This window comes from Nocardioides sp. NPDC000445 (genome assembly GCF_040300245.1).
GTDB lineage: Bacteria > Actinomycetota > Actinomycetes > Propionibacteriales > Nocardioidaceae > Nocardioides.
In genome coordinates this window covers 208,071-221,975 of the sequence record NZ_JBEPDH010000007.1, presented here as the reverse complement: position 1 = coordinate 221,975, position 13,905 = coordinate 208,071, and the positions used below count along the sequence as shown (strand labels likewise).

At 69.4% G+C, this 13,905-nt stretch carries 14 protein-coding genes; 3 read left to right on the top strand and 11 right to left on the bottom strand.

What is annotated here, in order from left to right:
• Nucleotides 1–15 precede the first annotated feature (15 nt).
• Both ABT304_RS11960 and ABT304_RS11955 read right to left on the bottom strand, forming a co-directional pair.
• Nucleotides 16–681, bottom strand: coding sequence for a response regulator (locus tag ABT304_RS11960; protein WP_350715382.1), 666 nt, complete (start codon nucleotides 679–681; stop codon nucleotides 16–18).
• Nucleotides 678–1,802, bottom strand: coding sequence for a sensor histidine kinase (locus tag ABT304_RS11955; protein WP_350715381.1), 1,125 nt, complete (start codon nucleotides 1,800–1,802; stop codon nucleotides 678–680). The genes ABT304_RS11960 and ABT304_RS11955 overlap by 4 nt, the downstream gene beginning before the upstream one ends.
• A 102-nt stretch (nucleotides 1,803–1,904) precedes the next feature.
• Between ABT304_RS11955 and ABT304_RS11950 the strand changes: the two genes are divergently transcribed.
• Nucleotides 1,905–2,804: a crotonase/enoyl-CoA hydratase family protein gene (locus tag ABT304_RS11950; protein WP_350715379.1), complete on the top strand. Its 900-nt coding sequence runs from the start codon at nucleotides 1,905–1,907 to the stop codon at nucleotides 2,802–2,804.
• A 179-nt stretch (nucleotides 2,805–2,983) separates the two neighbouring features.
• On the opposite strand, the gene ABT304_RS11945 is transcribed toward ABT304_RS11950, so the two are convergent.
• Nucleotides 2,984–3,481, bottom strand: coding sequence for a gluconokinase (locus tag ABT304_RS11945; protein WP_350715377.1), 498 nt, complete (start codon nucleotides 3,479–3,481; stop codon nucleotides 2,984–2,986).
• On the bottom strand, nucleotides 3,481–4,221 hold the full coding sequence (locus tag ABT304_RS11940) for a dienelactone hydrolase family protein (RefSeq protein WP_350715375.1): 741 nt from the start codon (nucleotides 4,219–4,221) through the stop codon (nucleotides 3,481–3,483). The genes ABT304_RS11945 and ABT304_RS11940 overlap by 1 nt, the downstream gene beginning before the upstream one ends.
• A gap of 43 nt (nucleotides 4,222–4,264) precedes the next feature.
• Between ABT304_RS11940 and ABT304_RS11935 the strand changes: the two genes are divergently transcribed.
• Entirely contained in the window at nucleotides 4,265–4,750 is a 486-nt protein-coding gene (locus tag ABT304_RS11935) for an SRPBCC family protein (RefSeq protein ID WP_350715374.1), read from the top strand.
• Nucleotides 4,751–5,378: 628 nt separating this feature from the next.
• On the opposite strand, the gene ABT304_RS11930 is transcribed toward ABT304_RS11935, so the two are convergent.
• The 5 genes from ABT304_RS11930 to ABT304_RS11910 all read right to left on the bottom strand — a co-directional run bounded on the left by ABT304_RS11930 (nucleotide 5,379) and on the right by ABT304_RS11910 (nucleotide 11,495).
• Nucleotides 5,379–6,182 (bottom strand): 3'(2'),5'-bisphosphate nucleotidase CysQ, encoded by an 804-nt coding sequence (locus tag ABT304_RS11930; protein ID WP_350715372.1) that lies wholly within the window; start codon nucleotides 6,180–6,182, stop codon nucleotides 5,379–5,381.
• Between the two features lie 10 nt (nucleotides 6,183–6,192).
• Nucleotides 6,193–8,238, bottom strand: coding sequence for a protein kinase domain-containing protein (locus tag ABT304_RS11925; RefSeq protein WP_350715456.1), 2,046 nt, complete (start codon nucleotides 8,236–8,238; stop codon nucleotides 6,193–6,195).
• A gap of 103 nt (nucleotides 8,239–8,341) precedes the next feature.
• Nucleotides 8,342–9,688 carry an exopolysaccharide biosynthesis polyprenyl glycosylphosphotransferase gene (locus ABT304_RS11920; RefSeq protein ID WP_350715370.1) on the bottom strand — a complete coding sequence of 449 codons (1,347 nt, stop codon included), beginning with the start codon at nucleotides 9,686–9,688 and terminating at the stop codon, nucleotides 8,342–8,344.
• A gap of 141 nt (nucleotides 9,689–9,829) precedes the next feature.
• Nucleotides 9,830–10,489 (bottom strand): LuxR C-terminal-related transcriptional regulator, encoded by a 660-nt coding sequence (locus tag ABT304_RS11915; protein WP_350715368.1) that lies wholly within the window; start codon nucleotides 10,487–10,489, stop codon nucleotides 9,830–9,832.
• Between the two features lie 13 nt (nucleotides 10,490–10,502).
• On the bottom strand, nucleotides 10,503–11,495 hold the full coding sequence (locus ABT304_RS11910; RefSeq protein ID WP_350715366.1) for a sensor histidine kinase: 993 nt from the start codon (nucleotides 11,493–11,495) through the stop codon (nucleotides 10,503–10,505).
• A 433-nt stretch (nucleotides 11,496–11,928) separates the two neighbouring features.
• Here ABT304_RS11910 and ABT304_RS11905 point away from each other — a divergent pair, with 433 nt between their 5' ends.
• Nucleotides 11,929–12,525, top strand: coding sequence for a helix-turn-helix transcriptional regulator (locus tag ABT304_RS11905; RefSeq protein ID WP_350715364.1), 597 nt, complete (start codon nucleotides 11,929–11,931; stop codon nucleotides 12,523–12,525).
• A gap of 15 nt (nucleotides 12,526–12,540) precedes the next feature.
• Here ABT304_RS11905 and pth read toward each other — a convergent pair whose 3' ends face one another.
• Both pth and ABT304_RS11895 read right to left on the bottom strand, forming a co-directional pair.
• Complete coding sequence (pth, locus tag ABT304_RS11900; protein ID WP_350715362.1) at nucleotides 12,541–13,161, bottom strand: aminoacyl-tRNA hydrolase; 621 nt, start codon at nucleotides 13,159–13,161, stop codon at nucleotides 12,541–12,543.
• Nucleotides 13,162–13,168: 7 nt separating this feature from the next.
• A complete protein-coding gene (locus ABT304_RS11895; protein WP_160027222.1) occupies nucleotides 13,169–13,792 on the bottom strand; it encodes a 50S ribosomal protein L25/general stress protein Ctc in 624 nt (207 codons plus the stop codon).
• Nucleotides 13,793–13,905 lie beyond the last annotated feature (113 nt).

The following is a 13,905-nucleotide window of genomic DNA, read 5'->3' as shown; positions in this document are numbered from 1 at the left end:
CGACCACCGGCGACCTCAGTCCTCGCTCACGAGCCCCGCCTCGTGAGCGAGGACTGCTGCTTGTACCCGGTTGCGTACGCCGAGACGACCGAAGGCGGTGCTCAGGTAGGCCTTCACGGTCCCCTCCACGAGGTGGAGACGGCGGCCGATCTCGGCGTTGGAGAGTCCGGCGCCGACCAGCGCCATCACGTCGCGCTCGCGGTCGGTGAGGGCGGCGACCTTGGCCCGAGCGTCCGCGGCCCGCGACATCCGGTCACCGGCACCCGCGCCGAGCTCGGCGATGACCCGCTGGGCGACCCGTGGCGAGAGGAAGGCGGCGCCGTCGGCGACCGCGTGCACGCCGGCGAGCAGCTCGCGGGGGTCGCCGGACTTCAGCAGGAACCCGCTCGCCCCGTCGCCGAGGGCCCGGGCGATGTAGGCGTCCTCGGAGAAGGTGGTCAGCATGACCCGCGCGGTCTCCGGGGCGGTCCGGGCGATCTCGGCTCCGGCGGCCAGGCCGTCCATCCGCGGCATCCTGACGTCGAGCAGCGCGACGTCGGGCCGGTGGCGCTGGGCCGCCGCGACCGCCTCGCGCCCGTCGGCGGCCTCGGCGACCACCTCGATCCGCTCGTCGGTCTCCAGGATCGCTCGTACGCCGGCCCGCACCATCGCCTCGTCGTCGGCGAGCAGCACCCGGATCACAGGCGCACCCCGCGCCGCTGGTCCTCGCGGGCCGGGAGATCGGCGACCACCTCGAACCCGCCACCGGCGGCGGGGCCGTGGCGCAGCGTGCCTCCGGCGGCGCGAGCGGCCTCCTCCAGCCCGGCCAGGCCGAGGCCGGTGGTGGCTCCGGCGCGCGGTGGGAGGGTCGCGCGGCCGTTCGTCACCGAGAGGCGTACGCCGTCGACCCCGGTCTCCACCGAGACCGTCACCGACGACCCCGGGGCGTGCCGGGCCGCGTTGGTCAACGCCTCCTGCACGATGCGATGGGCCGCGACGTCCCGCACCCCGTCGCCGTCGTCGAGCGAGCCCTCCAGACGTACGTCCATCCCCGACTCACGCGCACGCTCGACCAGGCCACCGATCCCGGCCGCGGCCGGGGTCAGCGGCGCCTCCTCGGCGGCGGGGCGGAGAACGCCGACAATCTCGCCCAGCCGCTCGGTCGCCCCGGCGGCGGCCGTGCGGATGGCGCCGGCCGCCTCCCGGTGGGCGTCGCCGAGCCCCGGTGCCACCTCGAGCGCTCCGGCGCGGAGCGCGATCAGGCTGAGCTCGTGGCCGAGCGAGTCATGCATCTCCTGGGCGATCCGGGCACGCTCGGTGAGCTGGGCCTGCTCGATCTCGGTCGAGTGGTTGCGGGCGACCTGGCGCAGATAGCGGCCGCTGAGCCACGGCAGCGCCATGAAGATGACCATGTTGCCGGCCATCGCGACCTGCACCCCGCCGCTGTTGACGACGGCGTCGAGCGCGGTCAGCGTCACCACGGCCACGCCGGCCACGACCGCCGACGGCCACACCCGGTCGGCCCATCGGCCGACGAGGAAGCTCACCAGCGCCGCGAACGCGATGTAGCTGATCAGGACCCACCCGTCGTTGGCCACCACCGTGCCACCGACCAGCGCGCACACGAGTGCGACCGCGACCGCCGGCTGCCTCTGCCGGACCCACATCGCGAGCGTGACGCCGAGGACTCCCACCAGCGCCGACCAGCCCGACCACTGCGGGTGACCGGCGTCGCTCATGTAGAGGTGCTCCGCGGCGACCGCCACGACCAGGAGGCCCGACAGGATCGGTTCTGACAAGCGGGGCCGACGCAGCAGACTCACGCTCACCACGGTAGTTGCCGCCTCTCACCCGAGGTACTGACTTTCGTCAGTAGGCAGACCCGCCCTTCCGTAGCCGAACGGAATCAATACAGACTGTGACCCATGGCTTACGAGACCCTGACCTTCGACGTGGACGCCGACGGCATCGCGCTCCTGACCCTCAACCGCCCGGACGCCCTCAACTCGTTCACGGTGACGATGGCGCGCGAGCTCGAGGAGGTCTTCACCACCGACGCGATGGCCGACGAGGTGCGCGCGGTGGTGGTGACGGGCGCCGGGCGGGCGTTCTGCGCCGGGATGGACCTCTCCGCCTCCGGCAACGTGTTCGGCCTCGACGAGTCGCTGCACCCGACGCCCGAGAGGCTCGCCGAGCACCTCGCCGACCCGGCGAACCACCCCGAGTACGCCGATGGCGTACGCGACACCGGCGGCAAGGTCACTCTCGCGATCCACGCGCTCCCCAAGCCTGTGATCGCCGCCGTCAACGGCCCGGCGGTCGGGATCGGCGCCACGATGCTCTGCGCGATGGACGCTCGGCTGGCCTCCTCGAAGGCGAAGATCGGCTTCGTCTTCGGCAAGCTCGGCATCGTCCCCGAGGCCTGCTCGTCCTATTTCCTACCGCGCGTCGTGGGCGTTCCCCGGGCCCTCGAGTGGCTCTACACCGCGGAGATCCTCAACCCCGACCAGGCTCTCGAAGGCGGTCTGATCCGCAGCATCCACCTGCCCGACGAGCTGCTGCCCGCCGCCATCGACCTGGCCCGGAGGTTCACCCAGAACCGGTCGCCGGTCGGCACCGCGCTCGTCCGTCAGCTGATCACCCGCAACGCCTCTGCGCGCCACCCGCTCGAGGCGCACCTGTCCGACTCGCTGGCGATGTTCTACGCCTCGATCGGCGACGGCAAGGAGGGAGTCGCGGCGTTCCTGGAGAAGCGGGACCCCGAGTTCACCTCGAAGGCGTCCGAGGTCCCGGACGTGTTCCACGGAGATATTTTTACGGGCTGACCTGCACGAATAGCCGATGATCCCCTGTTGTGGGGCAGGATCCTGGGCTACGGTCGAATGTGGGCCCGCCCGCTGGTCCCTCACCCGGGTGTGGCCGCGGCCGGCACGCAGTGCCCAACCCGAGATGGGCGCGTGTCGGCCGCCTCTCGGCGCCGTCTCGGCCCATTTTCGGCACAGCCTCAGGCGCCGATCCGACCTGCGTACTGCTCGACGATCGCGTCGACGGGCTGGTCGACGTCGAGGGCGATCCCGGCCTCGTCCGGCTCGAGCGGCTCGAGCGTCTTGAACTGGCTATCCAGGAGCGTGGCCGGCATGAAGTGGCCCGGCCGACTCGCCTGGCGCCTCGCGATCACCTCACGGGTGCCCTCCAGGTGGAGGAAGGTCACCTCCGGGCAGTGCCGGCGGAGCTGGTCGCGGTACTTCCGCTTCAGCGCCGAGCAGCCCATCACGCCACCGCGCTCGGCGTGCCGGGCGAGCCACTCGCCGACCGCCTCGAGCCAGGGATAGCGGTCATCGTCGTCGAGCGCGATCCCGGCGGTCATCTTCTCGATGTTCGCCGGCGGATGCAGGTCGTCGGCATCCTCGAACGGCACCCGCAGCCGCCCCGCGATCGCCGCCCCGATGGTCGACTTCCCCGAGCCCGAGACTCCCATCACGACAAGTACCGGTTTCGCCATCAGGCCATCGTACGGGCGTAGAGCGCCTCGAGATCGGCGAAGTGACGATGAGTCCCCGCCTCCTGGTAGGAGGAGGTGTCCGCCATCGTGTAGCCGTGCGGGGCGTCGGGGTAGATGAGGTTGGTGTAGATCACTCCGGCGTCGTCGAGGGCCCTGCTGAGGTCATCGACGTTCTCCGGCGTCATGGAGCGGTCGTGGTCCGCGTGGCCGAAGTAGTACTCCGCCCTCGTTCCGGCGATGCACGTGTGCGGCGAGTCCGCGTCTGCGGTGACCAGCCCGCCGCCGTGGAAGCCGCCGACCGCGACGAACTCGTCGGGGAACCGCCCCGCGGTCCGCACCGCCAGCCGCGCGCCCATGCAGTAGCCATGGGTGGCGAGCGGGCCGGTGACGTACGTCTGGAGGGTTTCGACGTACGCCGGGATGTCGACCGCCAGCCGGTCCACGGTGAGGCCACGGACCCGGTTCATCGCGCCGCCGGCGAAGAACGCGTCCCTGGCGGCGGGCTCGCGGAGGTCGCCGGTCGGCGCCAGCTCGGCCACGCTGCCGTCGCGGTAGAACGTGTTGGGGGCGAGCACGACGTAGCCCCAGGAAGCGACCCGCTCGACCATCTCGGCCAGCCGCGGCCGCAGGCCGATGGCATCCATGTAGACGAGCACGCCACCTTTCGGCGTGCTCTCGGGCCGGGCCAGAAAGGCCTCGGCGGTGCCGTCAGGTGTCTCGATCTCGATCTGCTCGACCACGCCTTCACGCTATCGGTAGCACTGTGGTGCCATGCTCGTACCCATGACCCAGCACCCAGAGGCAGTGCACCTCGAATACTCCCGAGCGATCCCGGTCGCCTACGAGACCGCCCTCTCCCGCGTCCTCCCGGCGCCGCTGCCGCAGATCTTCGGTCGCCGGTACGCCGCGATCGGCCCGATCGCCGAGGTCCGCGACCAGGCCGGCGGCTGGGATGCCGCCGGCGAGACCCGCACGATCGTCCTCGCCGACGGCGCGACGATGCGCGAGACCCTGACCAGCATCGACAGCCCGTCGTCGTTCTCCTACGAGATCACTCCGCTCTCAGGCCCGCTCAAGCTCCTGGTCGGCCACGTCGCTGGGACCTGGTCCTTCGCCCCGGCGGGCACCGGCACCCGGGTCACCTGGTCCTGGGACGTCACGCCCACGTCTCAGGCCGCGTCGTACGCGATGCCTGTTTTCGGGTGGATGTGGAAGGGGTACGCGCGGCAGAGCCTGGAGTCGCTCGAGGAGCTGCTGGTCGGCGAATGAGGTTTCTTTGGCACGCCGGCGGGATGGCGTGTTTTGTGGCTGGGGTTTGCCGCCGACCCTTTCGAGGAGGGTGTTCTCGCCGCCGTCCGGAGTAAAGGACGGCCTTCGGCCGCCGGCTTCGCCGGTCGCCTGCGGCGATCCTTGACACCGGCCGTCGCCGAGAATTTTGGCTGGCTATCGGGTCGGCGGCAGGGGTGTGGCGCAGCTGTTTGGGTGGGTAGGGGCTTGAGAGCTGGGGTGGGCCGATCGCCGGAAGGAATTTTCCTTCCGGTGAGGCGAACGAATTTTCGTTCGCCTCAAATGGAGCCGGGCCCGGGCCCGGAGCCCGGGTTGGCGGGTGGAAGAAATTTTTCTTTCACGCGGAGACCCCATGTCTGGTCTAGGCGTGGAGCGGTCACCCGCCGTGAATTCCTGTGCCGTGGCCACACCCGGGCCGCCGCCCCGATAGCCAGCCAAGTCTTTTTCTCGACATGGTCCGGTGTCAAGGACCGCGAAGCGGCCGGCGCAGCCGGCGGCCGCAGGCCGTCCTTGACTCCGGGCCAGGTCGAGAACACCCTCAAAGAACGGGTCGGCGGCCCACATCAACTAATGAGAAAACCCTCGCGGTCAGCGAAATGCCAAAAAGCCCTCATACCCCGTGCCGCTTGATGAACGACAGGATCTGCTCCGACAGCTCAGGCCGACAAACGATGACATCAGGCAGATACACATCTTCCTGGTTGTAGCGCAGCGGCGAACCATCGATCCGCGAGGTAAACAGCCCAGCAGCGGCAGCGACGGCCACAGGCGCCGCGGAGTCCCACTCGTACTGCCCACCCGCGTGGACGTACGCGTCGGAGATGTCGCGCACGACCGACATCATCTTCACGCCGGCCGATCCCATCGGCACCAGTTCGGCGCCGAGCTCCTCGGCCAGCGCCTCCACGAACGCCGGTGGGCGGCTGCGGGAGACCGCGATCCGGGGGCGGGCCGAGGTCGAGGGCGGTACGACCGGAGCGGCGCCGGTGTGGAACGTGCTCTGCACGGACGCATCGGCCAGCGCCGGCTGCGCGACGGCTCCGGCGATCAGCTCTCCGTCGTTGGAGGAGGACCACAGCGCCACGTGCACCGCCCAGTCGTCGCGCGGCGGCTCGGAGAACTCGCGGGTCCCGTCGAGCGGATCGATGATCCACACCCGGTCCTTGGTGAGCCGCTCCTTGGAGTCCTTGCCCTCCTCGGAGAGGACCGCATCCTCCGGGCGGTACTCGGCGACGAGCTCCATCAGCAGCTCGTGGGCCGCCAAGTCACCGGCGTCCTTGAGCTCCTTGCCCTCCAGGCCGGAGGTGGCACGCACCTCGAGCAGCCGGCGGCCGGCGGTCTCGGCGAGCCAGGCGGCCAGCAGGTGGTCGGAGGCGAGGATCTCGGTCGTAGGCACACCTGGTACGAAAGTCACCTGCCGCACTCTAGCGAGACGTCCGCCGGCTCCGATAAAGCCCCAGCCCGAGTCCGATCGCGGCGACCAGCGCCACCCCGGTCAGCACCGCCCGCAGGATCAACCCGGTCTTGGCACGCTCGTGCACGTCGGTGACGTCGTTGGCCATGGTCTCGGCCGACTTCAGGATCACCTGAAGAAGGCTCTGGATGTATTCGACGGCGCCGTCGGACCAGGTGCGGACGATCGGCTCGCCCTTCGACGCGGCCCTCAGCTCGGTGGCGACGCCTTCGATGCTGCCCTTGGCGGCGACGTCGCGGACCGTACGCTGCACCATCATCGCGCCCGAGCCCTTGTCGAAGGTGCCGTCGGAGACCCGGTCGAGCTCGGCCTGGAGCTCGGGCGAGGCGCCCGAGTAGAACGCCGAGGACGCCTTCACCCATGAGGCCTCCGCGTCGGTGAGCTCCTTGACCGACTTCGTGCCGATCTCGTTATCGGAGAGCGCGACGACCATGAGCTCCCGCTCGATGCTGAACGCCTCCGCCGCCTGCGTCAGCCTGCTGAGGTTGCGGACCTGGTCGCCGGTCTGGTTGTCCTCCAGCTCCGGCACCTGCGCCGCGAGCATCAGCAGGTTGCTGGCCAGCGCGGTGTAGACCTCGCGAGCGGCGTCTTGGCTGGCCCGGTCGCCTTCCTGCATCTCGACCCGGTAGAGCTCGAAGTCGTCGAGCACCTCGGTGATGTCGTGGTGGAGTCTCCGCAGCTCGGCGTCACCGTCGACGTCGATCTCGGCCGCCGCCGTCCGCCACTCCTCGACCGCGAGGTCCGTGGTGTGCAGGTAGGTGGAGCGTACGTTGACCGGTGCCTGCGCGACGGGCTGCAGCGCGTCCCGTTCGAAGATCACGTCGACGGCGAGCTCGATGGTCTCCGGGAGCGCCTCGCTGAGCGCGGCCGCCCGGCCGGTCTCCGAAGCGCTCCGGAAGGAGGCAAAGGTGGCCAGGCCGCCGACAGCGACAGCGACCAGGGCCACCGCCAGCAGGATGCTCAACGTCCGGTTGGCGCCGGAGCGCTTCGCCACCCGGGACCCGCCGGTCGGGAACGACCCACTCGCCCCGATCTTCGCGAACGCCCCCGACGAGCCGGTTGCACCGGTCGACCCGGCAGCGGGGAACGAGCCGCTACCGCCGAAGGCCTCGTAGGCACCGGAGGTGCTGATCGGACCCGACGGGTGCACCGGACGCTGTCTGGGCACCTGGGCGTCGAAGACCGGCAGCGGGCCCGAGCCGGTGAGCACCGCGACGACGTCCTGCGCGCTCGGCCGCTGCTCGGGGTCCTTGGCCATCATCATCGCGACCAGGTCGTCGATGATCTTCGGCACCTGGACCACTCCACTGACGGGCGGGATGGGCGCGGTGGCGTGCTGGTAGACCATCGTCGCCGGCGCACCGCCGGAGTAGGGGGTGCGGCCGGTGAGCATCTCGTAGAAGACGCAGCCCAGGGAGTAGATGTCGCTCGGCGGACCCACCTCGCCACCCGAGCCACGCTCGGGCGAGAGGTAGCCGAGGCTTCCGACCACATCGTGGGTGGAGGTCAGCCGCTGGTCGCCCAGCCGGGCGAGCTGGGCGATCCCGAAGTCGACGATCCTGATCCTGCGGTCGCTGTCGTAGACGAGGTTGGACGGCTTGATGTCGCGGTGGACGATCCCCTGGGCGTGGACCGCGGCGAGCGTACGCGCGGCCTGGACGATGACCTCACCGGCCTCCCGGGCGATCAGCGGGCCGTGCGAGCGCAGGCGTTCGCCGAGGTCGGGGCCGGTCAGGAGCTCCATCACGAGGAAGGCCATCGGGCCGTTGGCGGTGCGTTCGATCCCGGCGTCGTGGACCTGCACGGTGCCGGGGTGGCTGGCGGCCGCGGTGGAGAGCGACTCACGGCGGAACCGCTCGATCATCGTCGGATCGGCCGACGTCCGCACGACCTTGACCGCGACCCAGCGCTGCAGGGTGAGGTCCATGGCCTGCCATACCTCGCCCATACCGCCTCGCCCGATCAGGCGGTGCAGCTCATAACGGCCGGCAATCATGGGGTGGGGGGAGGTTTGCATGGGGGACGTTCCCGTCGAGGATCCAGTTGTTCGTACGTGTTGGCTTGCTCACACAACGGCCTGGGAGTTTAGGCGACACTCACTAGTAGGCGCCAGAGCCACGCACAACAGCTTTGACTGTACGAACGACGATTCCGAAGTCCCGCAGCAGCGTCCAGTTGTCCACATAGTCGAGGTCCAGGCGGACCGTGTCCTCCCAGGAGAGGTCCGAACGCCCCGAGACCTGCCACAGCCCGGTCAGACCGGGTGCAACCGCAAGTCGGCGATGAGAGTCCCGATCGTACATCGCCACCTCGCTCGGCAGGCCAGGCCGGGGCCCGACCAGGGACATCTGGCCCAGCACGATGTTGAACAGCTGCGGCAGCTCGTCGATGGAGTACTTCCGCAGCACCCGTCCCACCCGGGTCACCCGGGGGTCCGCACGGAGCTTGAAGAGGACGTGGCCCGGCCGGTGGTCGAGCGTGCGCAGCAGCGACTCGGCGTCGACGACCATGGTGCGGAACTTCCAGATCCGGAACTGCTTGCCGCCGCGGCCGACGCGCACCTGCCGGAAGAAGACCGGACCCGGGGAGTCGAGCTTGATCACGACCGCCATCACGGCGAAGACCGGCAGGAGCACGGCGACGGCGGCCGCCGCGGCCAGCCACTCCCACACGTACTTGGCCACCCGGGTCAGCCGCGCCCGCAGGGCCTCGTCGACGTAGAGAAGGGTCATCGAGCCCAGCCGCATCGAGGACGTACGCTGCGGGGTCACGTCCTGCATCCGGGTGCTGACCAGCAGCGGCAGGCCGAAGGACTCGCTCGTCCAGGCCAGCCGCTGGATCTCGCGGCCGGCCAGGTCGGGCCCGGGGACGACCAGCACGGCATCGGGTGCGACCGAGGCGATCGCGCCGGAGAGCCCGTCGGCCCGGCAGACCGCCGCCGCCTCCATCAGGCCGCCGCTGAGCCGGTGGGTCCACTCCGGGATGACACCGTGGTCATGGGCCGCCTCGACCACGACGACGCGCAGCGGGGTGCGCGGCCGGGAGCTGAAGATGTAGCCCACGACCCGGAACGCGAGCGCGGTCACGAGCCCGAGGATGGTCTGCACGACCAGCTGCGCCTGCGGCAGCTCGACCACAGCACCCAGAAGCCAGGTCGCCATGCTCATCGCCATGAACGCCTTGAAGACGCCCGAGACCGTCGCCCGCAGGCGCTCGGCGCCGGGCAGGATCTTCGGCGCGGTGATCCTGGTGGCCAGTCCCCAGACCAGACCCCACGCGAGCGCGTGGACGATCTCCTGTCCCACGATCAGCGGCGCGAGGATCATCAGCGCGAGACCGTCGACCATCGAGGCCTGCAACCGAAGGGAGGGTGCCTTGGCGGACACCCTCCGGCGGTTGATGTCGAGCGGGACTACTGTCTCCACCGACGCCAGCTCTATCGTCATCCATCTCCCCCATAGCTGCTGGGCGCCCGAACGCTTACTTCATGCCAGAACAATGCGGGAAGAAAGCGGTCGTTGGGGGCCGAAGGGGGTCCGGTTAGACCAAATGAGGGAACCGGAACCCACTGGTCCAGACCAGTCGTCTCACTCCAGCGACTGCGGGGACCGCCAGCCGAGGCGATGGGCGAGCCCGACGGCGGCGATCTGGGACGTGACCTGCAGCTTGGCGAGGATGGACTTCACCTGGGTGCGCACGGTCGCCTCGGAGACGACGCCGATCACGGCGATCTCGTGGACGGTGCGGCCGAGCATCAGATGACCGAGGACCTGCGACTCGCGCTTGGTGAGCAGCTCGATGCGGCGGCTCAGCTCGGAGACCTCGTGCTGGCGCTCGAACCAGACCCGGATCAGCCGCTCGCGGTCGCTCACCGCGAGCACGCAGGCGCCCTGGTAGAGCCGCCGGACGGTGCCGAGGATCTCGCCGAGCGGGCGGGACTTGGACAGCACCGTGCGGGCGCCGTTGCGCAGCGCCTGGCCCCAGCGCGCCTCCTCGATCGCACCGGTCACCACGACCACGTCGACGCCGGCCTTGGCCAGCGGCTCGATGAGGCGTACGCCGTCGCCGTAGCGACCCAGGTCGAGGTCGAGGAGCACGACCTTCGGCTTGTTGCGGAGCACGACGGAGACCATGGTGGCGGTGGAGACGGGCTCGCTGGGCATCGGGATGCGGCGTACGTCGTATCCCTCCATCGAGACGGCGAGCTCGAGCGACTCGGCGAAGAGGACATGGTCCTCGACGATCACGACTCGATACTGACTACGCGGCGACAACGTCATCGGAGGCGCCTTCCTTGTCTGCTTCGGCGGTGGGGCGCTGGATCACGGCGCTGGGCAGGGTGACCACGAAGGTCGTACGGTCCGCGGCGGCGAGGCGGAGCGAGCCGCCCATCCGCTCGGCGACGGTGTGGGCCTCGTTGAGCCCGATGCCCTGGCCGGCCGAGTCCGGCCCACGGACACCCCACTCGAAGATCCGTTCGCGCACCTCGGGGGCTACCCCGGGGCCGTCGTCGGAGACCTCGATCACGACCATCTGACCGGACTCGCCGGGCTCGTGCCGGACGGTGACGTCGACAGCGCCGGAGCCGTGCTTGGCCGCGTTGTCGAGAAGAATGTTGATGATCCGCGCGGCCGCGTCCGAGCTGCCGACGGCGAGCGCGTTGCCGGGCTCGTGGACGACCGTGGTGCCGCTGGCCTCGTGGGCCAGGGCGAGGTTGTGGATCACGGAGTCGACATCGATCACGCCGACGTCGATCGGCATCGTGTCCGCGCCGCCACGCTGGGCACGCACGAGGCGCTCCAGGCGCCTGAGCTCGCTGCCCATCATGGTCATCATCGCGACGCGACGCTCCGGGTCGAGCGTGTCGGAGTTGCACAGCAGCTCGCTGGCCGACCGGACACCGGCGAGGGTAGAGGTCACCTCGTGCATCCGGGCCCGGTGGAGACGCTGGGCCTCGCGCGCGCTGAGCAGGTCGTGGTAGATCTCGTCGGCTGCCTTCGCCTCCGCCGCGCACACGCGCCGGTAGATGCGCACACCACCGAACAGCAGCGCTGCGGCGGCGACGAGCGAAGTGGTGACGACGATGGCCGTGAGGAGCAGCCAGAGGACTACTCCGTGGGTGTGGAAGGAGACCCAAGGGCCTTGAAGGACGGCGATCAGAAGGCTCTGGACGCCGACGAAGACAGCGGTGGTGGTGGCGTACGCGGTAGTTAACCAACCCGAGTTGATCCGCTTGAAAATGGACGTAGACATACTGCTCCCCAGGTCGGGTCGGCCAGTGAGGTATGAGTCCCGAATAGGGCCGTGTCCAGGCCCTGCTCCCCCAGCCCGAGCTTGTCGGGCCGTCCCAATTTGAATGTTTGTGACCGAAACCTTTACAAGGCAACGTAATCAGCACCGTATCGCCACGGGACCGCATTCCGGGCCAATACCGAGAATTGAGGAGTCAAAGAATTTCGAGGTCGTCCACAAACTACATTGCGGGACACGTTGTCCCAGGTCATCCCCAAACTTGGGGCACTGTAGAACAGGTTCCCGATCCCCGCCTGCGGATCACCAGAATAGCCATACCCCCAGGGAGATCCAGCGGGGCCCGAGACGACCGAACGGCACGGCAGACATGGCAGGCTCGACCGAACGACTCAGGGTTGCTGTCTCAGCCGACGAGACGATGACCCTCGATGCCGTGACGGTTGCGCTCGACGAGCGAGGCATCACCGTGACCGCGACCGCCTCCACCTCCGCGGAGCCGGACGAGCTGCTGGTCGGAGATCCCTCGGCCTGGCTGGTGGTCACCGACCTCGATGGCTGGACCCATCTCGGCAAGGTGTGTGACCTGGTCCGCGGCGTACGGCTGCCCGGGGTCGTGCTGACGCCCGCCCCGCGCGGCGGCCTCTGGGGTGCCCTGCTCGAGGCCGGTGCGGTCGCGGTGCTCTCCGCCGACACCGACTCGGACACGATCGAGGACACGCTGCGCGACGCGGCCGAAGGAAGGTGCGGGCACACTCCGAGCGAGGCGGAGGGGCTCATCGCGCAGTGGCACCTGCTCCGGGACGGTCGCGAGCGCATGCACCGCCTGGTCCGTTCGCTGACCGTGCGCGAGCACGAGGTGCTCGAACTGCTCTACGACGGGGCCACCGTCGCCGAGATCGCGGCGCGCTTCGGCGTCGCCCAGACGACGGTGCGGACCCAGGTGAAGTCGATCCTGCGGAAGTTCGAGGTAGGTTCCCAGCTGGCCGCGGTCGCTGCGTACGACCGGTATCTGCGCCCGCCCAGGAGCTGACCCTACGAGTTGACCCTAGGAGTTGAACTTCTGCTGGGTCTTCTCCAGACCCTCGTTGATCAGCGTCTCGATCGCGTCGGCAGCGGTGTCGACCACGAACGGCAGCACCTTGCGCTCGGTGGTGGAGAAGTTGGAGAGCACGAAGTCGTGCACCTCCTGGCGACCGGGCGGGCGGCCGATGCCGACGCGCACCCGGTAGAAGTCGCCGGTGCCCAGGGAGGACCGCATCGACTTGAGGCCGTTGTGGCCGTTGTCGCCACCGCCCAGCTTGACCCGCATCGTGTCGAAGGCGATGTCGAGCTCGTCATGGATGGCGATGACGTGGTCGGGCTGGACCTTGTAGAAGGTCGCGAGCGCCTTGACCGGCCCGCCGGACTCGTTCATGTAGGTCCGGGAACGGGCGAGCACGACGCGTGGGCCGGGCAGCCCCGGGCTGTGTCCATTTCTGGCACCCGGGAGCCGCCCTTCCACGACGTCAGCACGGCCGGACTTGTGGGCACGCCACTTGCCGTCCAGCCGGTTGGCCAGCTCGTCGGTGACGAGATAGCCGATGTTGTGACGGTGTCCGGCGTACGTCGGCCCGGGGTTGCCCAGGCCGACGACCAGCCAGACGCCGTCGGTCACAGCACTGGTCACCGAACGGTCACTCGCCGTTGGTGTCCTCGGCCTCGGCGGACTCAGCGGTCTCACCCTCGGCGGCCTCGTCGGCGGCGGGCTCCTCGATGGTCTTGGCCTCGGTGATGTTGACGACCAGGGTCTCCGGGTCGGTGACCAGGGTGGTGCCCTTCGGCAGCGGGACGGAGCCGGCGAGGATCTGGGTGCCGGCCTCGAGGCCCTCGATGCTGACCTCGATGCTCTCCGGGACGTGGGTCGCCTCGGCCTCGACGGTCAGGGTGTTGGCGTCGGTGACGACCATGGTGCCGGAGATCGCGTCGCCCACGACGTGGACGTTGATGTCGACGGTGACCTTCTCGCCGACGCGGACGGCGACGAAGTCGACGTGCTCGATGACGCGACGGACGTCGTCGACCTGGACCTGCTTGGTCATGGCGAGCTGGACCTTGCCGTCGATGTCGAGCTCGAGGAGAGCGTTCGCACCGTGGTTCTTCAGCGCCATCATGGTGGCGTGACCCGGCAGGGTCAGGTGCATCGGGTCGGCGCCGTGGCCGTAGACGACCGCCGGAATCTTGTTCTCACGGCGGATGCGGCGAGCGGCACCCTTGCCGAACTCGGTGCGCTTCTCGGCGACGATCTTCTCGCTGGACATGCGTTGAACTCCTCGATGAGTGGTGCTGACGTCAATGGCGCCCGGCTGGTCCAACGAAGGCCGTGCGACGAAGGCACGGCGTCTCTGCGAAGAGACGTCCACCTTGTCGATCA

What these genes read in the sequence shown, in the direction of transcription:
- ABT304_RS11935 (WP_350715374.1), top strand. Translation starts at nt 4,265, where the DNA reads ATGACCCAGCACCCAGAGGCAGTGCACCTCGAATACTCCCGAGCGATC.
- ABT304_RS11950 (WP_350715379.1), top strand. Translation starts at nt 1,905, where the DNA reads ATGGCTTACGAGACCCTGACCTTCGACGTGGACGCCGACGGCATCGCG.
- ABT304_RS11910 (WP_350715366.1), bottom strand. Translation starts at nt 11,495, where the DNA reads ATGTCTACGTCCATTTTCAAGCGGATCAACTCGGGTTGGTTAACTACC.
- ABT304_RS11945 (WP_350715377.1), bottom strand. Translation starts at nt 3,481, where the DNA reads ATGGCGAAACCGGTACTTGTCGTGATGGGAGTCTCGGGCTCGGGGAAG.
- ABT304_RS11920 (WP_350715370.1), bottom strand. Translation starts at nt 9,688, where the DNA reads ATGACGATAGAGCTGGCGTCGGTGGAGACAGTAGTCCCGCTCGACATC.
- ABT304_RS11925 (WP_350715456.1), bottom strand. Translation starts at nt 8,238, where the DNA reads ATGATTGCCGGCCGTTATGAGCTGCACCGCCTGATCGGGCGAGGCGGT.
- ABT304_RS11895 (WP_160027222.1), bottom strand. Translation starts at nt 13,792, where the DNA reads ATGTCCAGCGAGAAGATCGTCGCCGAGAAGCGCACCGAGTTCGGCAAG.